Below are 24,978 nucleotides of genomic sequence, written 5' to 3' on the forward strand. Positions count from 1 at the left end.
GGTGAGGCCGCTGCCCAGCGTCGGGCCTCCCGTCGCGTGAGGTGCAAGCAGTCCGGGCCGACGGGATCGCCCAGGCCGCCGAATCGCAGGCCCGCCGAACCGACCGGGCCGCCGAAGGCAGGCCCGCCGGTACCGAACCGCAGGCCCCGGCCCACTGGGCTGCCGGTCCGCCGGACCCCGGGACTGCCGAACCGACGAACCGAAGGACCGACGAACTGCCGGACCGCGGGACCGCGGGACCGCGGGACCGACGAACTGCCGCACCGCCGCACCGCCGGACTTGACGGTTTAAGCCCGGTTTCGGCGAGCTTCCTCCCTTACGGTGTCGCGCGTGGTCACCGATTCGCCCTCCCCACGCACCCTGCTCCCCCTCGTGCTGCCCTCGCTCCTCATCGGGGTGCTCGCGAGTCTCGTCCTGATCGGGGTGAGCGACCTCGCCGAGCAGTTCGAGCACGTGCTGTGGACGTCGCTGCCCGGTGCGCTCGGCATCGGCCGGTACTCCGTGGCGTGGATGGTGGTGATGCTGACGGCCACCGGTCTCGCGATCGGACTCGTCGTACGGTTCGCACCCGGGCACGCAGGCCCCGATCCGGCCACCACCGGGCTGGTCGACCCGCCCCTGACACCACGCGTCCTGCCGGGACTGCTGGTGGCGACCGTCCTGGCGCTCGCGGGCGGCGTGAGTCTCGGCCCGGAGAACCCGATCACCGCCACGAACATCGCACTCGCCTCCTGGTTCGGCCGCCGGGTCGCCCCTCGCGCGCCCGCCGACCTGTGGCTGTCGCTCGCGGCCGCCGGCACCATCGGCGCCCTCTTCGGCACGCCCGTCGCCGCCGCGCTGATCCTCACGGAGACCATCGCCGCACGGCCCGGGCCCGGCTCACTGTGGGACAAGCTGTTCGGGCCGCTCATCGCGGGCGGCGCGGGCGCACTCACCAGCAACCTGATCGCGAAGCCCAGCTTCGACCTGGGCCTGCCGCGCTTCCACGATCCGGGCTGGGGCGACCTGCTGACCGCGATCGTCGTCGCGTCGGCGGGCGCCGTCCTCGGGATGGCGGCCGTGTACGGACTCCCGTACGCGCACCGGGCCTTCCGACTGCTGCCGGGCGGGTCCTGGCGCCCCGTGGTGGCTCTCGGCGCGGGCGGGGTGCTGCTCGGGGCGCTGGGCGCGCTCGGCGGTCATCTCACGCTGTTCAAGGGCCTGAACGAGGTGAAGACGCTCGCCGACGATCCGACCGGCTGGTCGGCGGGCGGTTTCGCGCTGATGGCCGTCGTGAAGTTGGCGGCCGTGGTGATCGCCACGGCGGGCGGGTTCCGGGGCGGGCGCATCTTCCCCTCGATCTTCGCCGGCGTCGCGCTCGGCCTCTGCGCCCACGCGCTCGTCTCGCAGGTGAACCTGACGCTGGGAGTCGTCTGCGCGGTCCTCGGCGTACTGCTCGCGGTGACCCGGCAGGGCTGGCTGAGCCTGTTCACCGCCGCGGTGCTGGCGGCGGACACCGATGTGCTGCCGCTGCTCTGTGTCGCGACGCTGCCCGCGTGGCTGCTGGTGACGGGCCGGCCGCTGATGCAGCTGGACGACGACGGGGCGGCGCGGCGGTGAGCGCGGGGGACGGACCGGGGCGCCGGCGCCGCTCAGCGCCGGGCGACCGGGACCGCCCCGGGCCGCACGGCACACCTCGCACGGTGGTCGCAAAACGCTGGAGCGTCGCCCCCGGCGGAGGCCCGGCGGCGTTCGTATGCTCGCCCCGTACGCGTACCCGTAGCCGGGCCCGCACCCGGAACCGCTGCCCGTACGCGTGGCCCTGCCCGTATCCGTACCCCTACCCGTACCGGCGACCGGACCCGTGGCCGTACCCGTGACCCGACGGTCGGGGCCGCGGCCGCAGCGTCGCCGGCACGGCTCCACCCCGCGAACAGCAGCACCCGCGAACAGCCGAGGAGAGCCGTAGATGTCTCTGCACCAGGGCAACGAGAACACCCGCGCACGCCGTGAGGCCGAAGAGGACAGCGAGGAGATGAGGCGGCTGTCCCTCAACCCCTTCTTCGGGGACGCCGACCCCGTCAGCGCGATGAACTCCGCTCCGCCCACGCACGAGTTGCCCGCGGGCCCCATGCCGCCCGCGACCGCGTACCAGCTGGTGCACGACGAGTTGATGCTCGACGGCAACTCCCGCCTGAACCTCGCCACGTTCGTCACCACCTGGATGGAGCCCCAGGCCGACGTCCTGATGAACGAGTGCCGTGACAAGAACATGATCGACAAGGACGAGTACCCGCGCACCGCCGAGCTGGAGCGCCGCTGCGTGACGATGCTCGCCGACCTGTGGCACGCGCCGGACCCGCTGACCGCGGTGGGCTGCTCCACCACCGGATCGAGCGAGGCGTGCATGCTCGCGGGGATGGCGCTCAAGCGACGGTGGGCGAAGCGCAACGCCGACCGCTACCCCGCCACCGCGCGGCCCAATCTGGTGATGGGCATCAACGTGCAGGTGTGCTGGGAGAAGTTCTGCGACTTCTGGGAGGTGGAGATGCGCCAAGTGCCCATGGACGGCGAGCGCTTCCATCTCGACCCGGCGGCCGCGGCGGAACTGTGCGACGAGAACACCATCGGCGTGATCGCCGTGCTCGGGTCGACGTTCGACGGGTCCTACGAGCCGGTGGCCGAGTTGTGCGCCGCGCTGGACGACCTCCAGTCGCGCACCGGGCTCGACATCCCCGTCCATGTCGACGGTGCGTCCGGCGCGATGATCGCACCCTTCCTGGACGAGGACCTGCTCTGGGACTTCCGGCAGCCACGGGTCGCTTCGATCAATACCTCGGGCCACAAGTACGGGTTGGTCTACCCGGGGGTCGGCTGGGCACTGTGGCGGTCGGCGGAGGCGCTGCCGGAGGAGCTGGTGTTCCGGGTGAACTACCTGGGCGGCGAGATGCCGACCTTCGCGCTGAACTTCTCCCGGCCCGGCGCGCAGGTCGTCGCGCAGTACTACACATTCCTGCGGCTGGGCAGGGACGGTTTCCGCGCCGTGCAGCAGACGACGCGGGACATCGCGACGGGTCTCGCGCGCAAGATCGACCAGTTCGGCGACTTCCGGCTGCTGACGAAGGGCGACGAGCTGCCGGTCTTCGCCTTCACGACGGCCGACCACGTCACGGCCTTCGACGTGTTCGACGTGTCCCGGCGGCTGCGCGAGCGCGGCTGGCTGGTGCCCGCGTACACCTTCCCCAAGAACCGGGAGGACCTGGCGGTGCTGCGCGTCGTCTGCCGCAACGGCTTCTCCGCCGACCTGGGGGCCCTGCTGCTCGACGACCTGGAGCGGCTGCTGCCGGAACTGCGCGAGCAGGAGCACCCGTTGGTGCGCGACAAGGCGAAGGCGACGGCGTTCCACCACTGACGGCGCCCGCGAGCGACGGCGCCCGGACCACGCCGGGCGGGAGCGTACGACGCCGGGCGGAAGACCATGTCAGTGGCTCCCGCTCCCGTCAGTGCGCATACGGCAGGAAGGCGCTGAAGGCCCCGGCCGACTCGCCGGGGGCGTCCTCCTGTACGGGTGGCCGGCGCCCGCGAACGGCTCGAACACGGCGCCCGGGGTCTGGGGATCTGGGGTCAGGGGTCCCGGGTTCTGGGCTCCGCTCGGCGAGTTCCCGCTTTCCCGGCCCTTCGCGTCTTTCCCGGCCCTTCGCGTCGGAATCCAGGTGTCCTGATCGCCCCGGCGCACCGGGGCCGGAGCGGCGATCTCGTCGTAGCGCTCCGGGATCTCGTCGGTGTGGCGCCGGCCGGCCCATCGGCCGGTGGACCGTGGAGCAAGGGGGCCCGTGTAGTGAGGGGGCCCGTGGGGCGAGGGCGCCACCGTCATGGGCGGCGACGAGGGGTGCGTCGAGCCCTCGGTCGTACCGGTGCCGTGACCGGGGTCGGACGGCCTGATCGACGGCTGTCCGGGGCACGGCACCGGAGACTCTAGAGCGGGACCTCCGGCATGTCGCTCCTTATCGAGACCCACTGCTCCGTGGAGAACAGGTCTATGGCGTGCCTGCCGTTGAGCCGGCCGAGGCCCGAACGGCCGTCGCCGCCGAACATGACCGTGACGTCCTGGAGGTTGGTGGTGCTGTTGACGTGCACCATCCCCGCTCCTATGCGGCGCGCGACGCGAGCGCCGCGTTCCAGGTCGGGGGTGTGGACGGCGGCGGTGAGCCCGTAGGGCGTGTCGTTCGCCATGCGGATGCCGTCCTCCTCACCGTCGAACGAGGCGAGGAGCGCCACAGGACCGAAGATCTCCTGCCGCAGTATCGGCGAGTTCTCCGGCAGGCCGGTCAGCACCGTCGGCTCCACGAAGTTGTCGTACGAGGCACCGTGGACGAGCGCCGTCGCCCCTTCCTCCAATGCCTGTTTGATTATCGTCTGCATGGCCTCGACATGGAGGGAATTGATCAGCGGACCGATATGGGTCCCCGGGTCCCTCGGATCGCCGACCTTGAGTTCGCGTACGGCCTTCACGAACTTCTCCGTGAACTCGTCCGCGATCGAACGGTCGACCAGGATCCTGTTGGCCGCCATGCAGACCTGGCCCTGGAAGACGAACCGGCTGCTGACGGCGGCCCGTACGGCATAGTCGAGGCGCTCGCCCCGTACGTCGTCGAGGACGAGGAACGCGGCGTTGTTGCTGAGTTGGAGCACGGCCCGTTTCAGGTTCTTCGCCGCGACCTCGGCGACGTGCCGGCCGACCTCCTCCGAGCCGGAGAACGAGATCACCTTCGGCACGGGGTGCTCGATCAGCGCGTCCCCGATCTCCGCGATGTCGGTGACCAGCACGTTGAGCACTCCGGCGGGCAGCCCGGCCTCGTCGAGGACCTTCGCGACCAGACCGCCCCCGGACACCGGGGAGTTCTGATTGGGCTTGAGCACCACCGCGTTGCCCAGCGCCAGCGCGGGCGCCACCGACATCATCGCCGTGGCCAGGGGGAAGTTGTACGGGCTGATGACCGTGACGACACCGATGGGCCTGCGGAACACCTGGTTGTGACGGCCCGGTTCCGGCGAGGGCGCGGACACCGTCTCGTCCGCCACCGTCGTCACCATGGCCTGCCGCAGGTGTTCGACGGCGGAGGCGAGTTCGATCGCCGACTTCGCCCGGTTACCGCCCAGTTCGTCGGTGATCACCTCGGCGAACTCGGTCGCGTGCTCCTCGATGGCCCGCACCGCACGCTCGAACACCCGTCTGCGTTCGTACGGATCGGTGTCGGCCCACACGAGCTGCGCGCGGGCAGCCGCCTCATAGGCGGCGTCGACCTCTTTCACCGTGGCGACCGTGATGGCAGCGAGCTTCTCGCCGTTGTACGGGTTGAAATCGATGATGTCCCACGAACCGCTCCCGGCTCGCCACTCTCCGTCTATGAACTGATGGCCCAGTTCGGTGAAGTAGGACATGTGATCCCTTTGCTGTCTGTCAGGGCAGTCGCTGTGGGGTTCGGGCTCCTGAGTGGGCCTCATAGTACTGATCCATCAATACCGTTGAAGCAACTCGCGAAGGATCTCGCGGCTCGCATCCCGGCCGGGACAGTCACTGATCAGAGAATCCATGACAGCGGTGTACTGACCGACCTCTTCGGCCTTGTCCATGTAGAGCGCGCTGGTCAGTTGTTCGGTATAGACGATGTCCGCAAGATCGGGTTCTGGGAACGTCAGTACGGAGAATGCACCGGTGTCCGCCGTGTGACCGCCATAACTGAACGGCATCACCTGAATGGTGACGTGAGGACGTTCGGACATCTCTATGAGGTGTTCCAACTGGGCGCGCATGACGTCGTTTCCCCCGTACGGGCGATGCAGCGCGCCCTCGTCGAGGACGGCGTGCAGCCGCGGGGGGTGTTCGGACACCAGCTTCTTCTGCCGCTCCAGGCGCAGCGCGACCTTGCTGTCGATCTCGTCGCGCCTGCCCTCGGGATCGCGCATGCCCCGCGTGACGACGGCCTGCGCGTACGCCTCCGTCTGCAGCAGCCCGTGCACGAACTGCACCTCGAACACCTTGATCACCGAGGCGGCGGCCTCCAGACCGACGTACGTCGGGAACCAGTTGGGCACGACGCCGTTGAAGCTGTGCCACCAGCCGGCCATGTTGGCCTCTTTCGCGAGACCGAGAAGACCCTCGCGCTCCAGTTCCCCGGTGACTCCGTACAGCGTCAGAAGATCCTCGATGTCGCGCGTCTTGAAGCTGACGCGCCCCAACTCCATGCGACTGATCTTCGATTCGGATGCGCGGATCGAGTAGCCGGCAGCTTCGCGCGAAATTCCCCGCGACTCGCGCAGCCGCCTCAACTGTGAGCCGAGCAAGATGCGCCGCACCACGGAACCGCCCGATTCGGTTGCGGTCACGTTGTCAACCCTCCCCATCCCATGCGGTCCGGCGGAGTACCCCCGGCCCCGACTGCCGGATTCTGCCATCAAAACGCTTCGCCGCGTACTCATGTGGTTACGGAAAGAGCAATCCTTGAGGAAGCCACCGGAACGGTACACACCAATAAAGGTGAGTTAACCGGGCGTACTGGTCGATAGCAGTCATGTGCACGTGCATCTGCCCTTGCATCCATCGGCTGCATTCGCAACCATGGCTGGCGCAGACCTCTGCGCAAGTACCACGTGTGGCCCGTGTCACTGATGTGTGGACACGGCCGCCGAATCCCGGGAGCCTCGTATGGGGACGAATGGATCGACCGTGCTCGCGCCGTTACGGCAGGGCCTACCGCCGATCGATCCCTCCGGCGCGGCCGGAGCGGCCTCGTGCTCGCTCCCCGCGCGCTACGAGGCCGTGCGCTCGGCGCGGGAGTTCACCCGTACGACGCTCGGACAGTGGATGCTCGACGACCGGTTCGACGATGTCGCTCTCGTGGTCTCCGAACTCGTCACCAACGCCCTGCGGCACGCGGTGCCCGACGCGGCACCCACGGGCCGGGACCGCCCGGTACGACTCCATCTGATGCGGTGGGCCACCCGGTTGGTGTGCGCCGTGCGCGACCCGAGCCGGGTCAGCCCCGAGGCACAGGAACCTGACGCCGCCTGCGCGGCCGAGTCGGGTCGCGGGCTGTTCCTCGTCGAATCGTTCAGCGACACCTGGGGCTGGCACCCGCTTGAGGGAACACTCAGCGGCAAGGTCGTGTGGGCCGTGTTCTTCCTGCGCACCCCCGAAGTGCCGGCGGGAGCCCTGCCGGGGCCCGCCCTGCCGGTGGAGGACTGACGGCCACCGCGCTCGCCACGGCCCGCGCCTGCGGCCCCACGGCACGAAGACGACCGCGGGCCCGCCCAGGGGCGGGTCCGCGGTCGTCTTCCTGAAGGGTGCGGGGCGTTCCCACATGCGCGCGCCGCGCCGGTCACGCGGGCGCGCGCGCTGCCGCGCCGTCAGATCGCGGCGGACAGGTGGTCGAATTCGCCCGCCTTGATACCGAGGAGCATGGCCTCGATCTCCGCCGGCGTGTACACGAGCGCCGGGCCTTCGGGGAAGCGGGAATTGCGTACGGCCACCTGGCCGCCGGGCAGTTTCGCGAACTCGACGCAGGTTCCCTGCGAGTTGCTGAAACCGCTCTTCTGCCAGGCGGCATCGGTCAGTTCGGCCGCCGCCATGCCGTTGTATGCGTGATGCACGGATATCTCCCCGGAGTTGCAAGGTAGGGCTGACAACTGAGGCGGATCATAGCGGGGTTCACGTGCCGCTGCATGTGCGGATGCACGTGCACAGGCCGTATTCTCATGATTACAAACGCTAAGAAACTCTTCCGGTGCGCTGAGTGAACAGAGCGTCCGAGCGTCCGGGCTGCGACGACGTCACGGATTGCGACTCCGCCGCTGCACTGCGAAGCGGTACGACAGCAAAGCCGCCTGCCACGCACGTGTCGCTCTCGCGGGTTGACGCACGCGCCGCGCACCCATCCGGGCGGCCCCGACGGCCGCGCTCCTTTCCCTGATCGGAAAGGAACTCCCCGTAGTAGATCAGTATCTTTGCTGTCGATATACATAATTCCCCGCCTGTTCCCGTCGATTGGCGCGGCGCGGATAGCGAGCGGCACGCTTTTCTCGTGCGGAAGTCGAGGCGACGGGTGGACGCCCCGGGGCGCCCCGGGCGGCCGGGCGGCGCCCCGGAAAGCCGCCGCCACCTGCGGAGCCGCCCACCCCCGCAGCCACCCGCGCAATCCCCCACCCGCATTCCCGCGTTCCCGCGCACTCGCGCACTCGCGCACCGGACGGAAGCGGGGCGGGCAGGTGCCCGCGGGGCGGACCGGTGCCGCGCGTGGCCGCCTCTGCCCGCGTGGCCGCCTCAGGAGATCCGCACGCTCACGCGGACGCGCCATCGGGCAGCGGGCAGCGGGCAGCGGGCAGCGGGCAGGCCGCCGTGCCCGGTTCTCTGCCTGGCGACTTCAAGTCGTCCTGGTAGCTTGGCGGTCGTTCGGCGATCCGATGATCCGGCGATCCGGTCACTCTTGAGCGAGCCGGTGACCCTCAGGTGACTCTCAGGGGGCGTGATCGTGCGCAGGTTCACAGGCACCGCGGCTGTCGCCGCGGCCGGGACGGCTCTTGCGGCTCTGCTGCTGACGGGATGCGGTGGCGGCGGCTCGAACGACGGTGGGGCGACGGCTCACAGCGGGGGCGCGAGCGCTGCGAGCACGCCCCCGAGCACCGGCACAGGCACAGACGCCGGCACGGGCACGGGCACGAGCACCGGCACGGGCGGGTCCTCATCCATGGCGCCGCCGAGTACCCATCCGCCGTCCCCCGCGGCAGGTTCGGGCCCCGGCTCCGCGACCGTCGCGCAGGTTTCAGCCCGGCTCGCGGGCAGCTGGCAGGGCGAGACGGACGGCAGCATCGTCACGCTGGCGGTCAAGGGCGTGCAGGCGGTGGTGATCGCCGACGGCCACGTCTGCCAGGGCACGATCCAGGACATGGGCGTACCCATGCTGGCGATGACGTGCACGGACGGCGACAAGAACCGCGTGATGGGCATCGTGCAGTCCAACGACGGCAGGACCGCGGTCATCGCCTGGGGGGACACCAAGCGGGACACGCTCAAGAAGGCGCGGGCCGTCCCGTCCAAGGCCCCCTCGGTGATGCCCTCGCTCCCGGGCGGCGGGCTGCCGTCGGGCAGCCTGCCCTCGGCGGGCCCGTCACTGCCGTAGCCCCTCAGTACGCGGGGCGGGATCCGCGCCGCCGGGTGCCCCCACCCCTTGCCCCCGCGCCGCGCGAGGGCGGGCGGGACGCCTGTGGCGACCGCCCTCCGGCGCCGGGATCCGGGCGGACACGTTTTGTTGTCCACAGGCTGTGGACAAAGCGACAGGAGGACCATGGGCGAGAACAAGCAGCGGATGCTGGCGGGCGACTGGTACATCGCGGACGACGACGAACTCGCCGAGGACAACCGGCGGCGCTTCGAACTCTGCGCGGCGTACAACGACGTGACGGCGACCGACGCGGAGCGCCGGGGCGCCCTGGAGCAGTTGCTCGGCTCGGTGGGCGAAGGCGTGGCGATCCGGCCGCCGTTCCAGTGCGACTACGGCTCGTACATCTCCATCGGGGCCCGGACGTTCGTCAACTTCAACGCCGTCTTCCTGGATGTGGCCCCCATCACCATCGGCGCCGACTGCCAATTCGGCCCCCATGTGCAGCTCCTGACGCCCGGCCATGAACTGGACACGGAGCGCCGCCGGGCTGGCTGGGAGAACGGGACGCCCATCACGATCGGCGACAACGTCTGGCTCGGTGGCGGTGTGATCGTCTGCCCGGGCGTGACCATCGGCGAGAACACCGTGGTCGGCGCCGGCTCCGTGGTCACCAAGGACCTTCCGGCCGGGGTGCTGGCGGTCGGCAATCCGGCCCGGATCGTCCGGGAGCTGTGAGCTCGCCCGCCCGGGTCGCGGGAACGACGGCCACCGGCGCGAACTCGCACCACACGACCTTGCCGCGCCGCCCGCGCGCACAGTCCCCCCAGTCCGCCGCGAGCCCCGTGACGAGCAGCAGCCCCCGCCCCTGAACCGCCTCCGCGTCGACCGACTCGATCCCCGTCGGCCAGCACGGAGGTGTACGGGAGGGGTCCCCGACCTCGACCCGCAGTCGCTCCCCCGCCCCGAGCAGGGCCAGCGAGACGGCACCGCGGGTGCAGCCGCAGGGGCAGACCCCGTGGCGGACGGCGTTGGTGACCAGTTCGCTGACCGCCAGCTCGACGGTCGCCGCGAGGTCACTCTCCACACCGCGCGCCGCCAGGGTCTCCCGCGCGTGTCTTCGCGCCCGGAAGACCGCCTCCGGCTTGTGCGGCAGGGGCAGCCGGGTCAGCGGCAGCCAGGGCCGCTCCGGGTGAAACACGTCGTGCACAAGTCCACTGTCGGTGAGCATCGTCACTCTCGGACATCGATAGGTCACGGAAAGCAACCCATGGTGCCCGAGAGTGATGCGGATGTGCCACCGCCGTACGAGGCGTCTTCGGGGCGGTCAGGCCGCCCCGGCTCGACGAGAGCCGCCTTCCCGCCCCGTCCTCAAGGACCGGCCGGACCCGCGGGAACCACGCGGGCCACAGGGTCCGGACCCAGCCCCGGCGACGTGACGGACCGGCAGGGGCCCTGCGGGCGGCCCGGCCGGACCGGCCGGACCTGCAGGACCGCTACGGGGAGGTCCTACGGAACGATCACCAGCTTGCCGGGCGCGTGGCCGTCCTCGCTCTCGCGCTGCGCCTCGCCGCTCTCGTCCAGCCCGAACGTACGGGCGATGCGCAGGCGCAGCTTGCCGTCCGCGACGAGGGCCAGGTTCGCGGCGAGGTTGGCGCGCTGCTGCTCCGGCGTTCCGCCGCCTGCGGAGAAGGGCACGCCCAGCTTCTGCGCGTCCATGTCGGCGATGGTGACGACCCGGTCCGTGGTGCCGCCACGCAACTCGATGGCGTCCGGCAGATCACCCTTGCCCGCGGTGTCGAACACCGCGTCCACCCCCTTCGGCGCCGCCTCCCGTACGCGCTCGACCTGCCCTTCCCCGTACGCGACGGGCGTGGCGCCGATCTCCCGCACATAGGCGTGGTTGGCGGGCGAGGCCGTGCCGACGACCGTCGCGCCGAGAGCCACCGCGAGCTGTACGGCGACGGAACCGACCGCGCCGGCCGCGCCGTGGATGAGGAGCGTCTCGCCGCTCTTGACGTCGAGTTCCCCGAGGACGCGGCGCGCGGTCTCCCCGGCGACCGGGACCGCGACGGCCTCGGTCCACGGGACGCCCGCGGGCTTCTTGGTCGCGTTGGTCATGACGGCGTGCTCCGCGTACGCACCGGAAGCCCAGCCGACCACCTCGTCGCCCACCGCGAAGTCGGTGACACCCTCGCCGACCTCGTCCACCACGCCCGCGGCCTCCAGGCCCGGGATCGCGGGGAGCTCGGTCGGGATCATCTGCTGCATCCATCCGTGGCGGATCTTCCAGTCCATCGGATTGACGCCGGCCGCCTTGACCGCGATGCGGATCTGGCCGGGGCCGGGGTGCGGCGTGTCGACTTCCCCCTGGTGCAGCACCTCGGGACCGCCGAACTCCTCGTACACAGTCGCCTTCATCGTGACCTCCGCGTATCGCGTTGTTCCGTAGGGATGTGCGTCACTGCGTTGTCCTCACTACCAGCCTGCGGCCCCGAAGGCCCGACGGCTCACTTGAAGTATCAAGTTTTGGTCCGGCGGCTTTGTTCCCGGTTCGCCGCCGGAGCTTTGTCAGACCCTGCTGCGAGACTCGATCCCATGACCGAACCCACCGCGCGCTGGGCGCTGGCACCGCTGGACGACGGGGGCGCGCTGCTCGCGCCGCTCGCCGCCGACGGCTCCGCCGTCGGGCCCGTGGTGCGGGAGCCGGACCTCGTCGCGGCAGTGCGGTCGCGGCCCGGTGTGGCGCGATGGGTGTGGCGCTCCACGCCCGAGGTCTACCCCCGGCTGCGCGCCGCGGGCGTGCGCGTCGAGCGGTGCTACGACATCGAGGCGGCCGAGCAGCTGCTCCTCGGGCACGAAGGGAGGCTGGGCGAGCCCCGCTCAGCGGCGGCCGCGTGGGCGCGGCTGCGGAGGGCGCCCGTACCGCCGGATCCGTTGCCGCGGTCGGCGGAGCCCGGCTCACAGTCCTCCCTGTTCGAGCCGAAGGCCGGTTCCGACGTGCCCTTCGACGGCCTCCTCGCGGTCTACGAGGAGCAGCAGCGCCGCCACGGCCTCGCCGAACATCCGGGCAGGATGCGACTGCTGACGGCATCCGAGTCCGCGGGCATGCTCGTCGCCGGCGACTTGCGCGCCGCGGGCCTGCCGTGGCGGGCCGACCTGCACCGGGCCGTGCTGGACGAGCTGCTCGGCGAGCGCTACCCGGGCGGCGGGGAGCCGCGCCGCCTCGCGGAGCTGGCGGACGCGGTCTCGGAGGCGTTCGGCCACCGGGTGCGGCCCGACCTCCCCGCGGAGGTGGTGAAGGCGTTCGCCCGGGCGGGCGTGCAGATCAAGTCCACCCGGCGGTGGGAGCTGGAGAAGGTGGACCACCCGGCGGTGGAGCCACTGATCCAGTACAAGAAGCTGTACCGGATCTGGACGGCGAACGGCTGGACCTGGCTGCAGGACTGGGTGCGGGACGGCCGGTTCCGCCCGGAGTACCAGCCGGGCGGCACGGTCACCGGCCGTTGGACGACCAACGGCGGCGGCGCCCTGCAGATCCCCCGGGTACTGAGGCGTGCCGTTGTCGCCGACGCCGGCTGGCGGCTGGTCGTCGCGGACGCGGCACAGATGGAGCCGCGCGTGCTCGCCGCCATCTCCCGCGACCCGGGGCTGATGGAGGCTTCGGGCCACGCGGGCGACCTGTACACGGCGCTGTCGGACCGGGGCTTCGCCGGCGACCGCGCCAAGGCCAAACTCGCGCTGCTCGGCGCGATCTACGGCCAGACCTCCGGCGACGGCCTGAAGAACCTCGCGGCACTGCGGCGCCGCTTCCCGCGCGCCGTCGCGTACGTGGACGACGCGGCGCGCGCGGGCGAGGAGGGCCGCCTCGTGCGCACCTGGCTCGGCCGTACGAGCCCGCGACCGGCGGGCGCACCGGACGACGACGAGGCAGGCGTCCTCCAGGACGACACCACACCGGGCGGCCCCTCGTCGGCGGGCTCCACGGCGCGGGCCTGGGGCCGCTTCACACGCAACTTCGTGGTGCAGGGCAGCGCGGCCGAGTGGGCGCTGCTGATGCTGGCGGGGCTGCGCGGAGCCCTGACAGGGATGCGCGCGGAGCTGGTGTTCTTCCAGCACGACGAGGTGATCGTGCACTGCCCTGCCGACGAGACGGAGGCCGTCGCGAAGGCGATCCAGTCGGCGGCGGACACGGCCGGCACCGCGGCCTTCGGCCCGACACCGGTGCGCTTCGCGTTCACGACCGCGGTGGTGGAGCGGTACTCGGACGCGAAGTAGGGCCTCCGCGTAATCGCGCGCCCCGACAGGACTCATCTCGCTCCGGCGTCACAGAGGTTCCGTGAGCAACTCCGCCAAGTGGTCCATGAAGGCGGTGAGCCGTTCCAGCCGTGATCCGCCGCGGGCGACCCGGAACCCATGGCGGCGGCCCCAGTGGGCGGCCCGTACGGCGTGGAACTGGGCCCAGCGCCTTACGCGTTCGCGATCGATCTCGGCCGCCTCGGCGAAGACATCCAGCACGCGATGAACGGCTCTCGGCAGGTCGTCCGCCTCCAGGAGCTTCAGCGCGCGGGACTTGAGCAGTGTGCCGCCGTCGTATGCGGGATCGCCCGCGTATCCCTTGGGGTCGACGGCCAACCAGGGCTCACGGTCGGCCCGCAGGATGTTCCTGGCATGGAGGTCTCCGTGGACGAGCAGGTCCGGCTGGTCGTGGCCCAGCTCATGCATGGTCGACACGGCGGAGTCCACCACCCGTCGCGACATCGTTCCCGCGAACTCCGCCGCTTCCCGCCGCAGTTGATCCGCCCAGATGTCAGCCTGTTCCCGCAGCCGGGGCAGACCGCGCGGCGCGGGGACAGCCAGCCGGCGATTGATCCGCCCTGCGACCGTGATCACCTCGTCGCTGTCCTCGACTTCCGCCAGGGTCGACATCCGTACCCGTTCCAGCAGCATCGCGAAACGATCGTCGTGACGCTCGTGCAGCAGCACGGCTCCGCGCCCGTCCCACGCCGCGAACGTGTCGGGCTCGTGGATGTTGCCGGGGTGCGGGAACGACACCTTCAGCACGGCGGTCCCCTCGGACCGCCGTCGCACCGGGACGACGACCCCGACGCCGCCGTGCGTCACATCCCCGTCCGGCACGCATTCCCAGCGCTCCATCAACTGTGCCACTGTCGCGGGAAGTTCGTCGATCCACGCCGCTCCGGGCTCACCTTCGCGATCCACGGTGCCCCGTACGAACGCCTCCGGTACCTCGATCATCCGGGCACCCTACGCGCGCCGGACGCGCCGCGCCCGCAGACGCCGGGCGGTAGGGACGGGACAGGCGACGCCCCGCGGAGCCCGGGCGGCCTTCTCGACGGAGCGAACTCACCCCGCCTGCGGCGTGTCCCGTCCGTGCTGTCGCCGCAGGCTCGCGGTCAGGTGGTCGCGCATGGCTTCGGCCGCCCGGCCGGGGCTGCGGCGCAGGACCGCGCGCAGGATGCGGTCGTGTTCCGCGAGGGTGAGCGGGCCGCCGCCCGCGATGCTGCCCAGGCGGAAGATGTGCAGGTGGGAGTGGAGCCGGCCCACGGCGTCGGCGAGCAGGGGGCGGTCGGACGCCCGGGCGATCGTGTCGTGGAAGCGCTGGTCGAGTGCGGCGAAGTCGCGGTAGACGGCGTACCGGTCACCCGTCCTGGGGTGCCGGCGCATCTCCTCGACGAGGTTCTCGATCGCGTCGAGTTGCGTGTCGTCGGCGTTCTGTGCGGCGAGCTCCGCCGCGCGGGGTTCCAACAGAAGCCGCATTTCGAAGAGTTCGTCCAGCCCGGCGCGGGTGAGGAGTTCGGTGGCGCGGTAGCCGGCCAGCGAGCGTTTGGTGACGAGCCCCTCCGATTCGAGCCGGGCGAGAGCTTCGCGTACCGGGGTCGGGGACACGTCGAGCGCGCGGGCCAGGGCCTCGATGCCGACGCGGGCCCCCGGCTGGATCTCGTGGTCCATGACCTTGGCCTTCACGGCCTCGTACACGCTGTCGGCCAGTACCTGGCGCGGCGGTCCCGCGGGCCCGTCCTGTGCCGCCGCGTGGGTGCGGCCGTCGTCGTCCGCCATCAGTGGGCCTCCTCCGCCGCTCGCCCCGTACCCGGATCAGCAGATTCTATAGGATCTGGGGATACGCGTACGGGGCGGTCACCCGTGTCAGAGCCCCGGCAGGACCGCGCCCTCCGGCAGCAGTTCCTCGGCGCGCAGGTCGTCCCAGAGCGCCTGGGGCACGTCGGTGGTGACGGAGGTGACGTTCTGCCGTACCTCCGCCGCGTTCCGCATCCCCGCGAGCACCGTACGCACGGCCGGGTGGGCCCGTACGAAGGCCAGCGCGGCCACCGGCAGCGGCACGCCGTGCCGGGCGCAGACCGTGGCGATGGCGCGGGCGCGCGCGACGAGCGGCTCCGGGGCCGCGGCGTAGTCGAACGTCGGGTTCTCGTCCGGCGTGGCGAGCAGCCCGCTGTTGAAGACCCCCGCGCCCACGACGTCCACCCCGCGCTCCGCGCACAGCGGGAGCAGTTCGGTGGCGGCCTCCCCGTCGAGCAGGGTGTAGCGGCCGGCGACGATGAGGCAGTCGATGTCGCTCTCCCGGACGAACCGGGTGGGGATCGCGACCTGGTTCATGCCCACGCCGACCGACCCGAGGACGCCCTGGTCACGCAGTGCCGCGAGCGCCGGGTACGCCTCGGTGAGCGCCTGGTCGGCCTGCTCGTCGGGGTCGTGGATGAAGGCGATGTCGATCCGGTCGAGACCGAGGCGTCCCAGGCTCTCGTCGAGCGAGCGGCGCACGCCGTCCGCGCTGTAGTCGCGCACACGCACCCGGTTCGGCGTGCCGTGGAAACCGTCGGCGCCCTGCACGTCCTGCCCGGCCCCCGCGCCGGGGACCAGCAGCCTGCCGACCTTGGTGGACAGCACGTACGCGTCGCGCGGCTTGTCCGCGAGGAAGCGGCCGACGCGCTCCTCCGAGAGGCCGACCCCGTAGTGCGGTGCCGTGTCGAAGTAGCGGATGCCCGCGTCCCATGCGGCCTGGAGCGCGGCGTGCGCGTCCTCGTCGGAAATCGGCGCGAACAGGCCGCCGAGGGTCGCCGCGCCGAAACCGAGCGCCGTCACGGGCAGCCCCGAGCGGCCGAAGGGCTCGGTGGGCAGCGCCGCACCGGCCGCGTCGTTGCGTACGGAGCCCTCCCCGGGCCGCCCGTCGCGTGCGGGCGTCACTCCGCGCCGCCGGCGGTCCCGGCCGACGCCGCCGGCTCGGCCGGTCGCAGCCTGAGCCCCTGCATGCCGCCGTCGACGGCCAGGTCGGTCCCGGTGGTGGCCCCCGCGTACGGGCCCGCCAGGTAGCAGACCGCCGCGGCGACCTCTTCCGCGGAGACCAGGCGCCCGGTGGGCTGGCGTGCGCTCAGCGCGGCGCGCTCGGCGGCCGGGTCCGCCGCGGAGTCGAGGAGGCGGCCGACCCAGGGGGTGTCGACGGTGCCGGGGTTCACGCAGTTGACCCGTACGCCCTCACGGATGTGGTCGGCGGCCATGGCCCGGGTCAGGCCGAGGACCGCGCCCTTGCTCGCCGAGTACAGCGCGCGCTGCGGGAGCCCCGCGGTGGCGGCGATGGAGCACGTGTTCACGATCGCGGTGGTCGGCGACTGGCCCGCCGTCCGGGCGGCGGCACCCTCGCGCAGCAGCGGCAGCGCGGCGGCGGCCACCCGGGCCATGCCGACGACGTTCACGTCCAGGACGCGCGTCCACTCCGCGTCGTCGTTGTCCTCGACGGTGCCCTGGGCGCCGATGCCCGCGTTGTTGACCAGCACGTCGAGCCGCCCGAAGCGCTCGCCGATCGCCGCGAATGCGGCGTTCACGGAGGCGCGGTCGGTAACGTCGCAGGTGAAGCCGTGCAGGGCGGCGGGGGCGGCCTCGGCGTTCAGGTCGAGTACGCACACCTCGGCGCCGCGCGCGGCCAGTTCGCGTGCGGTGGCCAGGCCGATGCCGGACGCCCCGCCCGTGACGGCGGCCACGAGGCCGCGGAACTCGCCGGCGCGGGGGAGGTCGGAAGTCTGAGTCATGTGCTGTTCGCCGTCCTTCTCGGTGTCACGCTCTGCGGGGTGTCCCGCGTCGTTGCCGTGCTGTCACGCTGTGCGGGCGTCCCCGTGTCGTTCCGTGCTGCCACGGTGAGCGCGGTCTCCCGCGTCGTTGCCGTGCTGTCACGCTGTGCGGGCGTCCCCGCGTCGTTCCGTGCTGCCACGGTGAGCGCGGTCTCCCGCGTCGATCCGTGCTGTCACGCTCCGCCGACCTGTCGTCAACCGGCCGGGCACGGTCGTGCCGTTGCTTCCGCACCGCCGCAGTGGTGTTCGCGGCGGGAACCGGCACCGGGGCGGCTCACTCCATCAGGAAGACCTGCTCCGTCGACGCCCACCACTCACCGGGGCCCGCCTCCGGGACGGCTTCCTGGCAGGGGTCCGTGAGTTTCCACCACGCCTGGCTGGCCTCGTCGGCACCGATGGCCGCGAGATCGGCGGCCAGGTCGTCGCCGTGGTACTCGAAGTAGCTGAACAGCCGGTCGCCCAGCAGGTGGATCGAGTAGTTGGCGATGTGGCTGGCGCGGAGCCTGGCCAGGACCGGCTCCGGGACCGCGCGGTGGAGTTCGCGGTACTCGTCCCGCTTCTCCGGCTTCACCCTGATCACTTGCGCGATGCGCCGCACGATCCGCTCCGCTCCGAGCTCACGCCGCCGAGCCCTGCCGTGCCCGTCCGGCCGGCTCGCTTCCGCTCACCCGACCCCGGTCTCCGGCGCTCTCAGCTGTCCGATGTCTTCAGTTCAGAACCTATAGGAACAACCCAAAAAGGAGAACCCTCCTCCCTCGGAGCTCCCCGAGAACGACGAGCGATTTCTCCGGCCGCCCACCAAGAATTACCGCTCAAACCCTTGACGTGCCGCTGACACTCCTGCGTAACCTCCAGGCGTTCCCAAATTTCCTATAGGAAAATTCTGACTGTCCTTGGAGGCGTCATGGCAGACCCCACCTCGCCGGCCCCGCCGCTCCCCCTGTTCGTCAAGGCAGTCGCCGTCCTCGGTGGAATGGCGGGCCTGCTCTACGGCTACGACTCGGGCGCCATCGCCACCGCGCTCCCGTTCGCGACGAAGACCTTCGGCCTGTCGTCCACCGAACAGGGACTGGTCACCAGCCTGATCCTGCTCGGCGCCCTGCCCGCGATCGTGGCCGGTTCGCTCGCCGCGAAGCGCTTCGACCGCCGCCACCTGCTGCTGGTGGCCGGCCTCATCTTCGTCGTCGGCTCGATCGGCTGCGCCCTGTCGGGCAACGTGGCCGTGCTGCTGACGTTCCGCTTCGTCCTCGGCCTCGGCGTCGGCCTGGCCAACATGTTCGGCCTGATCTACCTGACCGAGCTGGCGCCCAAGCGGACCCGCGGCCTGATCAGCGCGCTGTACCAGCTGAGCGTGAACGTCGGCATCCTCGTCGCGTACGGCGTCGGCGACGCGCTGCGCGGTTCCGGCGCCTGGCAGTGGATGCTCGGCCTGGGCGCGATCCCCGCGCTGCTGTTCTTCGTCGGCATGTGCTTCAGCCCCAACAGCCCCCGCTGGCTCATCCTGCGCGGCCGGGACAAGGAGGCCCACGACGTCCTCGTACGGCTGCGGGCCACCACCGCCGAGGCGGACGGCGAGTCCCGCGAGATCCGGGGCAGCCTCGGCCGGCAGGGCGCCGGGCTGCGCGAGTTGTTCCACAGCTACCGGCCCGCGATCGGCATCGGTCTCGTCCTGACGTTCTTCCAGGTCTTCACCGGCATCAACGGTGTCGTCTACTACGCGCCGACGGTGTTCGCCTCCGCGACCGGCGGCGCCACCGACACCGGCATCATCGCCAACTACAGCGTGGGGGGCGCGCTCGTCGTCTCCACCGCACTCTCGCTGCCGCTGATCGACCGCATGGGCCGGCGGAAACTGCTGGCACTGAGCCTCGGCGGCCAGGTCGTGCCGCTGCTCCTGCTGGCGCTGTTCCCGCACGTGACCGTGCTCGACATCATCTGCGTCTTCGTCTTCACCTTCGCGTTCGGCTTCGGACTCGGCCCGGTGTTCTGGCTGTACATCCCGGAGATCCTGCCGCTGCGGGCCCGCGCGCTCGGCATGGGCGTGGTGACGTTCACGCAGTACCTCTTCAACTTCCTGTTCTCGCTGACGTTCCCGGACATCCTCGGCGCGATCCACTTCTGGATCTTCGGGATCTACGGCGTCCTGTCGGCGGCCGGACTCGTCTTCGTCCTCACCTGCGTGCCGGAGACCGCGGGCCGCTCGCTGGAGGACATCGAGGAGGACTGGCGACGCAGGGACAAGCGCCCGGTGGCCGCGACGACGGCCGCCTAGCCGGCGCCCGGCTCCGCCGCACGCGCCCCATCCGGAGCCCGTGCTCGCGGCCTTCCCCGCGGAACCAACATGGGCGCGCGCCCCCACAACAGGCGGACGCGGGGCGGCGACAGTCCGGCGCGGGGACCCTGTGGAACACCGGCCCAGAACACGCGACACGCGACACACAGCACACAGCACACAGCACACAGCACAGAACCACCGCACAGAACACACCGCACGGAACACGGGAAGCGAGAAGGCGGGTCATGCCCAGTTCGACGCACGCGAGGACCGCGACGGCCGGAGCGGCCGGTACGACGATCAAGAGGATAGAAACCAGGCTGGTCAACATCGAACCGGAGACGCTGCGCACCGACGCGTCCCAGACGTTCGTACGCCAGGAGACGATCCTCGTCACCATCGAGACCGGGGACGGCCTGCGCGGCACCGGCTACTCGTACACGATCGGCAGCGGCGGTTCGTCGGTCGTCGCACTGCTGCGCGATCATCTGGAGGCCGGACTGATCGGCCGGGACGCGCGCGACATCGAGGGCATCTGGGGCCGGATGCTCGCCTCCACACGCGCCACCGCCTTCGGCGTTCTGACCTCCCTCGCGCTCGCCGCCGTCGACACCGCGCTGTGGGACCTGCGGTGCCTGCGCGCCGGCGAACCGCTGTGGCGGCTCGCGGGCGGCGCGCACGACCGGCTGCCGGTGTACGACACGGAGGGCGGCTGGCTGCACCTGCCGACCGACGCGCTCGTCGAGAACGTCCGCGCGGCGAAGGAACGGGGCCTGCGCGGCGCGAAGTTGAAAGTCGGCAAGCCCACGGCCGGGGAGGACGCGGAACGCCTCACGGCGGTGCGCGCCGCGGTCGGGCCCGCGTTCGAGCTGATGGTCGACGCCAACCAGTCGCTGACCGGCGCGGAGGCCGTCCGCCGGGCCCGTACCTACGAACCGCTCGACATCGCGTGGTTCGAGGAGCCCCTGCCGGCGGAGGACATCGCCGGCCACGAGCGCCTCGCCCGCTCCACGTCGGTGCCGATCGCGGTCGGCGAATCGATGTACAGCGTCGGGCACTTCGCGGAGTACCTGCGTGCGGGGGCCGCCGGCATCGTCCAGGTCGACGTGGCCCGCGTCGGCGGCATCACGCCCTGGCTGAAGGTCGCGCACGCGGCGGAGGCGTTCAACGTCAAGGTGGCGCCGCACTTCCTGATGGAACTCCACGCGAGCCTCGCGTGCGCGGTACCGGCGGGGATGTACGTGGAGCACATTCCGCAGCTCGGCGCGATCACCACCAGCGAGCTGGTGATCGAGGACGGCGCGGTGATACCCCCGGAGACGCCCGGGCTCGGCATCACCTGGAACGAGGAGGCGATAGCGGACCTGCGGGTGGCCTGACCCGCCCGCGCCCCTGCCTCCGCCCCACCTGCGCCTCGCCCCCCGCCCCACCTCCCGGGCCCGGCGGACGGGTCGGGGCGGCCGGTCCGGGCCGCATTCGTGAGGCATGTGACCTGCGACGACGACGGCGGCGACAGCGCTCAGGCGCCCGCCCCCGTCAGGCTCGCGGCCGTCTCCCACAGGCGGTGGGCGTTGGCCGGGTCGAGGGCGAAGGGGGCGACGCCGCCGCCGAACAGCGGCGGGCGCTCCGTGAGGATCACGGCCTCGTCGCAGTCGTCGAAGTAGCGTCCGCCCACGCCCTCCAGCAGGGGCGAGGCGGCGACGAGGACGGATGTCGCCGCCCCCTGACGCACCGTCTTGCGCCGTTCGACCGGGGTCTGCAGGCCGCCGGTGTGCTGCTGGAGGTTGGTGGCGATCGCGCCGGGGTGGACCGCGTTGGCGAGGATCCCGTCGTCGGCCCAGCGGCGCGTCGCCTCGACCGCCAGCAGTACGTCCGCCGTCTTCGACTCGCCGTACGCGAGGATCGGCACGTAGGGGCGGAATCGGTAGTCCAGGTCGTCGAAGACCACCGGGGCCCCGAGGTGGGCGTTCGAACTGAGGGAGACGATCCGCGCGCCGTCGGCGCGGGCGAGGGCCCGGTGCAGGCCGATGGTCAGGGCGTGGTGTGCGAGGAAGTTGACCGCGAACTGCTTCTCGTGGCCCTCGGGCGTACGGGTCAGTTCCGGCAGCGCCATGATTCCGGCGTTGTTGACGAGGATGTGCAGCGGCTCCTCGGCGGGCCACGCTTCGGTGAAGGCCCGCACGGAGGGCAGGTCGGCCAGGTCGAGGCGGCGTACCGCGACGTGCGGGTTGCCGGTGGCCGCGGTGATGCGGGCCGCGGTGTCCGCCCCGGCGGCCGTGTTCCGCACGCCGAGGACCACCCGCGCGCCGGCCGCCGCGAGCGCGCGGGCCGTCTCCGTACCGACGCCGGACGTGGCGCCGGTGACCAGGGCCCGGCGGCCGGTGAGGTCGACGCCCGCGAGGACCTCGTCGGCGGTGGACGCGAAGCCGAAGGGTGTGGTCAGACGGGCGGGTGAGGTCGTGGTGGCGCCGCCTGCGTTCATGGTGTGCGTGGTGTTCATACGGTCAGGGTGCGACGCCCGCGGCGCCGCACGGTATGCCCCGCCGACCCTGGTACCGGCGGGGACAGGCTGCGGCGACCCCGCGGTCGTACGGTGGACGCATGGCGACCACGACACTCGGCGGCTACCTGCGGGTACGCCGGGAGCGGCTGCGCCCGCAGGACGCGGGACTGCCGGGCGGGACCCGGCGGCGCGTGCCCGGTCTGCGGCGGGAGGAGGTCGCGCTGTTGGCGGGCATCAGCGTCGAGTACTACCTGCGCCTGGAGCAGGGCCGCGACAAGCACCCCTCCGACCAGGTACTGACCGCCCTCGCCGGCGCACTCCAGCTCGACGAGGACGCCGAGCGCTACCTCTACGACCTGGGCCGGCCCGCCCCGCCCGCCCGGCGCCGGCGCACCGCGCGGCCCGAGCGGGTGAGTCCGGGTGTGCGGAGCCTGATCGACAGCTGGCCCGCGACGCCCGCGCTGGTGCAGGGCCGGTCCATGACCACACTGGCCGCGAACCCGGTGGCCGTCGCGCTCAGCCCGTACTTCGCACCGGGTGTGAACACCCTGCGGGCGGCGTTCCTCGAACCCGAGATGCGAGAGCTGTACGAGGACTGGGAGGGCATGACCGCGAAGGTCGTGGCGTACCTGCGTTCCGTGGTCGGCGCAGGGACGGACGACGCGCGCCTGGTCGAGGTCGTCGGCGAGCTCAGCCTGCGCAGCGAGCGGTTCAGGACCCTGTGGGCCCGGCAGGACGTCCGGCTCAAGACGAGCGGCTCGTCCCGCTTCCACCATCCCCAGGTGGGTGCGATGGAGTTGAGCTACGAGAAGCTCGCTCTGCCGAACGCGCCGGGCCAGGTCCTCGTCACGTACCACGCGCGGGCGGGCACCGAGTCGCACGAGAAGCTGGAGCTGCTGGCCCATCTGGCACGGGAGGGCGATCACCGTAGCGAACCGCGCCCGGCACCGGCCCCCTCGCCTTCCCTGTCCGGCCCGGCGTCCGCGTCGCGTTCGGCGCGCGGCGCGTAGAGCGGCGGGACCCCCAGACGGAACGTGGAGCCGGGGGCCGCACGCGGGACTGGAGCGGTGTGCGGCGAGGGCCGCACGCGGGGCAGGGAAAGGGCGTGTGCTCGGGGCGCCCCGGGTGGCCACGGTGCGGGCTCCGTGCACGGAGCCCGTTCCCGCCCCTCTTCCGCCGCGAACAAACGCCGGGAACGGCCGCGGACCGTCGCCGGGAGCCCGGTCGGGAGCCGCGACGGGAGCAGCGGACAACGACGCCCGGGACGACCCCTGCCGGGCCGGCCCGGCCACCGCGAGGACCGGGCAGCCGTCGACCAAGCACAGCACTCCGGTAGCGCCGCCTCCGTTTCCGCCGCCTCCATGGCCATACTGGCGGGCCACGGAGGCCGCAGGGGTGCGGCAGCCATCATGACGGCCATGGCCTCGGGGCCACGGGGGACACCATGTGCGCAGCACGACAGGTACGGATCACGTACGAGCTGAGAGCCGCCGACGCGGCCAGGGACGATACGGCGAGCGAGCCCGGGGCCTGGTGGGAGGAGTCCACCGAGGATCTTCTGCGCGGCCTCGCCGAACTGCAGCCGGCCGGCCGCGGTACGGACCCCCTGCGCGCCGACGGTGACACCGCCGGCTTCGCGGCGGAGGTCCCCGCGGGCGTGGTGTCCGAGGCGGTACGGCTCACCATGAGCTGGATCGGCAGGTCACCGCACCGAGAGGCGATCCTGACCGGCCCCCGCGGGGACGTGCTGACCCTCACCGGTGACCCGCGTCCCGAGGAGCTGGACCTGATCGCGAGCTGGCTCGCCGCGACCACCACCGCCGGAGGGTGAGTCCCCCGGCCCGCCTCCCCCCGAAGGCGGGCCGGGGACACGGACCGGCGGCGGTGCCCCGTCCCGGGGACAGCTCGCGGCCGGTCGTCACGCGGAGCGTCGCCGTACGGCGGTCCACGGGAAGACGGGGCGCGGCGAACGGCGTTCCCCCGTCACACCGGGCGCCCCCGATCCGTCAGGGCTGTGACGAATCCCGACCGAAGGATGTGACCGGTGGACGGCAACACATGGCTGGCGGAACGGTTCGCGCAGGACACGGGCCATCTGCGCGCCGTCGCGTACCGCATGCTCGGCTCGCTCAGCGAGGCCGACGACGCGATCCAGGAGTCGTGGCTGCGGCTGAGCCGCGCCGACACCGACGCGATCGACAACCTGTCCGGGTGGCTGACGACGGTCGTCAGCCGGGTCTGCCTCGACATGCTGAGGTCACGGGCCGCGCGGCGCGAGGACTCCTACGACGCCGAGGCCTACGTGCCCGAGCCGATGGTCGACCGGCACGGCCCGGCCGACCCCGAACACCAGGCCCTGACGGCCGACTCGGTGGGGCTCGCGCTGCTGGTGGTGCTGGAGGCCCTGACGCCCGCGGAGCGGCTGGCGTTCGTGCTGCACGACATGTTCGGGATGCCGTTCGAGGAGATCGCGCCGGTCGTGGACCGTACGCCCGCCGCGACACGGCAGCTCGCGAGCCGGGCCCGGCGCCGGGTGCGGGGCTCCGCGCCGACCCCTGACGCGGACCTGCCGCGGCAGCGCGCGGTGGTGGAGGCGTTCCTGCTGGCGTCCCGGGCCGGCGACTTCGACGCGCTCGTCGCGGTCCTCGACCCGGACGTGGTCCTGCGCAGCGAGCACAGCCCCACGTCGACGCCGGTCCCCGCGTCCGTCAACCGCTACCTGCGCGGTGCGCACAAGGTCGCCGGCCAGGCGTCGCTGTTCAGCCGGACCGCCGGAGGGCGGATGCGGTCCCGGATCGCGCTCGTCAACGGTGCGATCGGGGTCGTGACCACGAAGGACGGTGAGCTGCACTCGGTGCTCGGCTTCACCGTCAGCGGCGGCCGGATCGTGGAGATCGACATCCAGGCCTCCCCCGAGCGCCTGCGCCACGTGGACCCGACGTTCCTGGAGGACTGACGGCTCC

The 24,978-nt window shown here is 71.9% G+C and carries 22 protein-coding genes; 11 read left to right on the plus strand and 11 right to left on the minus strand.

The features are described 5' to 3' along the window. Positions 1-331 precede the first annotated feature (331 nt). Together OG310_RS15260 and OG310_RS15265 are read left to right on the plus strand one after the other, a co-directional pair. Positions 332-1,600, plus strand: a complete 1,269-nt coding sequence (locus OG310_RS15260; protein WP_329456426.1) for an ion channel protein — start codon at positions 332-334, stop codon at positions 1,598-1,600. Between the two features lie 349 nt (positions 1,601-1,949). Then, complete coding sequence (locus OG310_RS15265) at positions 1,950-3,392, plus strand: glutamate decarboxylase (protein ID WP_329456427.1); 1,443 nt, start codon at positions 1,950-1,952, stop codon at positions 3,390-3,392. 563 nt (positions 3,393-3,955) lie between these two features. Here OG310_RS15265 and OG310_RS15270 read toward each other — a convergent pair. Together OG310_RS15270 and OG310_RS15275 are read right to left on the minus strand one after the other, a co-directional pair. After that, complete coding sequence (locus OG310_RS15270; RefSeq protein WP_329456428.1) at positions 3,956-5,422, minus strand: aldehyde dehydrogenase family protein; 1,467 nt, start codon at positions 5,420-5,422, stop codon at positions 3,956-3,958. A 75-nt stretch (positions 5,423-5,497) separates the two neighbouring features. After that, positions 5,498-6,385, minus strand: coding sequence for a helix-turn-helix domain-containing protein (locus tag OG310_RS15275; RefSeq protein ID WP_329460198.1), 888 nt, complete (start codon positions 6,383-6,385; stop codon positions 5,498-5,500). Between the two features lie 301 nt (positions 6,386-6,686). Between OG310_RS15275 and OG310_RS15280 the strand changes: the two genes are divergently transcribed. Next, entirely contained in the window at positions 6,687-7,226 is a 540-nt protein-coding gene (locus OG310_RS15280; protein WP_329456429.1) for an ATP-binding protein, read from the plus strand. Between the two features lie 161 nt (positions 7,227-7,387). On the opposite strand, the gene OG310_RS15285 is transcribed toward OG310_RS15280, so the two are convergent. Continuing rightward, the gene (locus OG310_RS15285; RefSeq protein WP_329456430.1) at positions 7,388-7,630 is read right to left on the minus strand and encodes a DUF397 domain-containing protein; all 243 of its coding nucleotides are present in this window, start codon (positions 7,628-7,630) and stop codon (positions 7,388-7,390) included. A 1,094-nt stretch (positions 7,631-8,724) separates the two neighbouring features. Here OG310_RS15285 and OG310_RS15290 point away from each other — a divergent pair. Both OG310_RS15290 and OG310_RS15295 read left to right on the plus strand, forming a co-directional pair. Next, positions 8,725-9,156, plus strand: a complete 432-nt coding sequence (locus tag OG310_RS15290; RefSeq protein WP_329456431.1) for a hypothetical protein — start codon at positions 8,725-8,727, stop codon at positions 9,154-9,156. Between the two features lie 165 nt (positions 9,157-9,321). Beyond that, a complete protein-coding gene (locus OG310_RS15295) occupies positions 9,322-9,873 on the plus strand; it encodes a sugar O-acetyltransferase (protein ID WP_329456432.1) in 552 nt (183 codons plus the stop codon). Here OG310_RS15295 and OG310_RS15300 read toward each other — a convergent pair. After that, complete coding sequence (locus tag OG310_RS15300) at positions 9,806-10,345, minus strand: ATP-binding protein (RefSeq protein WP_329456433.1); 540 nt, start codon at positions 10,343-10,345, stop codon at positions 9,806-9,808. The two genes, OG310_RS15295 and OG310_RS15300, sit on opposite strands and share 68 nt — an antisense overlap. Before the next feature lie 299 nt (positions 10,346-10,644). Then, the gene (locus OG310_RS15305) at positions 10,645-11,556 is read right to left on the minus strand and encodes an NADP-dependent oxidoreductase (protein ID WP_329456434.1); all 912 of its coding nucleotides are present in this window, start codon (positions 11,554-11,556) and stop codon (positions 10,645-10,647) included. A 177-nt stretch (positions 11,557-11,733) separates the two neighbouring features. On the opposite strand from OG310_RS15305, the gene OG310_RS15310 reads away from it, so the two are divergent. Then, on the plus strand, positions 11,734-13,413 hold the full coding sequence (locus OG310_RS15310; RefSeq protein ID WP_329456435.1) for a bifunctional 3'-5' exonuclease/DNA polymerase: 1,680 nt from the start codon (positions 11,734-11,736) through the stop codon (positions 13,411-13,413). 48 nt (positions 13,414-13,461) lie between these two features. Here OG310_RS15310 and OG310_RS15315 read toward each other — a convergent pair whose 3' ends face one another. The 5 genes from OG310_RS15315 to OG310_RS15335 all read right to left on the minus strand — a co-directional run bounded on the left by OG310_RS15315 (position 13,462) and on the right by OG310_RS15335 (position 17,835). Further along, positions 13,462-14,394 carry an aminoglycoside phosphotransferase family protein gene (locus OG310_RS15315; RefSeq protein WP_329456436.1) on the minus strand — a complete coding sequence of 311 codons (933 nt, stop codon included), beginning with the start codon at positions 14,392-14,394 and terminating at the stop codon, positions 13,462-13,464. Between the two features lie 108 nt (positions 14,395-14,502). Further along, complete coding sequence (locus OG310_RS15320) at positions 14,503-15,216, minus strand: GntR family transcriptional regulator (RefSeq protein ID WP_329456437.1); 714 nt, start codon at positions 15,214-15,216, stop codon at positions 14,503-14,505. Positions 15,217-15,303: 87 nt separating this feature from the next. Beyond that, entirely contained in the window at positions 15,304-16,293 is a 990-nt protein-coding gene (locus OG310_RS15325; protein ID WP_329460199.1) for an aldo/keto reductase, read from the minus strand. A gap of 62 nt (positions 16,294-16,355) precedes the next feature. Beyond that, the gene (locus OG310_RS15330) at positions 16,356-17,198 is read right to left on the minus strand and encodes an SDR family NAD(P)-dependent oxidoreductase (RefSeq protein ID WP_329456438.1); all 843 of its coding nucleotides are present in this window, start codon (positions 17,196-17,198) and stop codon (positions 16,356-16,358) included. Between the two features lie 313 nt (positions 17,199-17,511). Further along, the gene (locus tag OG310_RS15335; protein ID WP_329456439.1) at positions 17,512-17,835 is read right to left on the minus strand and encodes an L-rhamnose mutarotase; all 324 of its coding nucleotides are present in this window, start codon (positions 17,833-17,835) and stop codon (positions 17,512-17,514) included. Positions 17,836-18,141: 306 nt separating this feature from the next. Between OG310_RS15335 and OG310_RS15340 the strand changes: the two genes are divergently transcribed. Together OG310_RS15340 and OG310_RS15345 are read left to right on the plus strand one after the other, a co-directional pair. Next, the gene (locus OG310_RS15340) at positions 18,142-19,509 is read left to right on the plus strand and encodes a sugar porter family MFS transporter (protein WP_329456440.1); all 1,368 of its coding nucleotides are present in this window, start codon (positions 18,142-18,144) and stop codon (positions 19,507-19,509) included. Between the two features lie 248 nt (positions 19,510-19,757). Beyond that, positions 19,758-20,891, plus strand: a complete 1,134-nt coding sequence (locus OG310_RS15345; protein ID WP_329456441.1) for a mandelate racemase/muconate lactonizing enzyme family protein — start codon at positions 19,758-19,760, stop codon at positions 20,889-20,891. Between the two features lie 140 nt (positions 20,892-21,031). Here OG310_RS15345 and OG310_RS15350 read toward each other — a convergent pair whose 3' ends face one another. Further along, positions 21,032-22,012, minus strand: a complete 981-nt coding sequence (locus OG310_RS15350; protein ID WP_329456442.1) for an SDR family NAD(P)-dependent oxidoreductase — start codon at positions 22,010-22,012, stop codon at positions 21,032-21,034. A gap of 101 nt (positions 22,013-22,113) precedes the next feature. Here OG310_RS15350 and OG310_RS15355 point away from each other — a divergent pair, with 101 nt between their 5' ends. From OG310_RS15355 to OG310_RS15365, 3 genes are all read left to right on the plus strand, one after another. Further along, positions 22,114-23,025 (plus strand): helix-turn-helix domain-containing protein, encoded by a 912-nt coding sequence (locus tag OG310_RS15355; protein WP_329456443.1) that lies wholly within the window; start codon positions 22,114-22,116, stop codon positions 23,023-23,025. A gap of 434 nt (positions 23,026-23,459) precedes the next feature. After that, complete coding sequence (locus tag OG310_RS15360) at positions 23,460-23,846, plus strand: hypothetical protein (protein WP_329456444.1); 387 nt, start codon at positions 23,460-23,462, stop codon at positions 23,844-23,846. A 213-nt stretch (positions 23,847-24,059) separates the two neighbouring features. Beyond that, complete coding sequence (locus tag OG310_RS15365) at positions 24,060-24,971, plus strand: sigma-70 family RNA polymerase sigma factor (protein WP_329456445.1); 912 nt, start codon at positions 24,060-24,062, stop codon at positions 24,969-24,971. The last annotated feature ends 7 nt before the right edge of the window (positions 24,972-24,978 follow it).

Source organism: Streptomyces sp. NBC_01497 (genome assembly GCF_036250695.1).
In the GTDB taxonomy this organism is placed as follows: Bacteria; Actinomycetota; Actinomycetes; order Streptomycetales; family Streptomycetaceae; genus Streptomyces.

What these genes read in the sequence shown, in the direction of transcription:
- OG310_RS15350 (WP_329456442.1), bottom strand. Translation starts at nt 22,012, where the DNA reads ATGAACACCACGCACACCATGAACGCAGGCGGCGCCACCACGACCTCA.
- OG310_RS15295 (WP_329456432.1), top strand. Translation starts at nt 9,322, where the DNA reads ATGGGCGAGAACAAGCAGCGGATGCTGGCGGGCGACTGGTACATCGCG.
- OG310_RS15345 (WP_329456441.1), top strand. Translation starts at nt 19,758, where the DNA reads ATGCCCAGTTCGACGCACGCGAGGACCGCGACGGCCGGAGCGGCCGGT.
- OG310_RS15290 (WP_329456431.1), top strand. Translation starts at nt 8,725, where the DNA reads ATGGCGCCGCCGAGTACCCATCCGCCGTCCCCCGCGGCAGGTTCGGGC.
- OG310_RS15280 (WP_329456429.1), top strand. Translation starts at nt 6,687, where the DNA reads ATGGGGACGAATGGATCGACCGTGCTCGCGCCGTTACGGCAGGGCCTA.
- OG310_RS15310 (WP_329456435.1), top strand. Translation starts at nt 11,734, where the DNA reads ATGACCGAACCCACCGCGCGCTGGGCGCTGGCACCGCTGGACGACGGG.
- OG310_RS15270 (WP_329456428.1), bottom strand. Translation starts at nt 5,422, where the DNA reads ATGTCCTACTTCACCGAACTGGGCCATCAGTTCATAGACGGAGAGTGG.
- OG310_RS15355 (WP_329456443.1), top strand. Translation starts at nt 22,114, where the DNA reads ATGGCGACCACGACACTCGGCGGCTACCTGCGGGTACGCCGGGAGCGG.
- OG310_RS15320 (WP_329456437.1), bottom strand. Translation starts at nt 15,216, where the DNA reads ATGGCGGACGACGACGGCCGCACCCACGCGGCGGCACAGGACGGGCCC.
- OG310_RS15305 (WP_329456434.1), bottom strand. Translation starts at nt 11,556, where the DNA reads ATGAAGGCGACTGTGTACGAGGAGTTCGGCGGTCCCGAGGTGCTGCAC.
- OG310_RS15330 (WP_329456438.1), bottom strand. Translation starts at nt 17,198, where the DNA reads ATGACTCAGACTTCCGACCTCCCCCGCGCCGGCGAGTTCCGCGGCCTC.
- OG310_RS15275 (WP_329460198.1), bottom strand. Translation starts at nt 6,385, where the DNA reads ATGGGGAGGGTTGACAACGTGACCGCAACCGAATCGGGCGGTTCCGTG.
- OG310_RS15340 (WP_329456440.1), top strand. Translation starts at nt 18,142, where the DNA reads ATGGCAGACCCCACCTCGCCGGCCCCGCCGCTCCCCCTGTTCGTCAAG.
- OG310_RS15265 (WP_329456427.1), top strand. Translation starts at nt 1,950, where the DNA reads ATGTCTCTGCACCAGGGCAACGAGAACACCCGCGCACGCCGTGAGGCC.
- OG310_RS15360 (WP_329456444.1), top strand. Translation starts at nt 23,460, where the DNA reads ATGTGCGCAGCACGACAGGTACGGATCACGTACGAGCTGAGAGCCGCC.
- OG310_RS15315 (WP_329456436.1), bottom strand. Translation starts at nt 14,394, where the DNA reads ATGATCGAGGTACCGGAGGCGTTCGTACGGGGCACCGTGGATCGCGAA.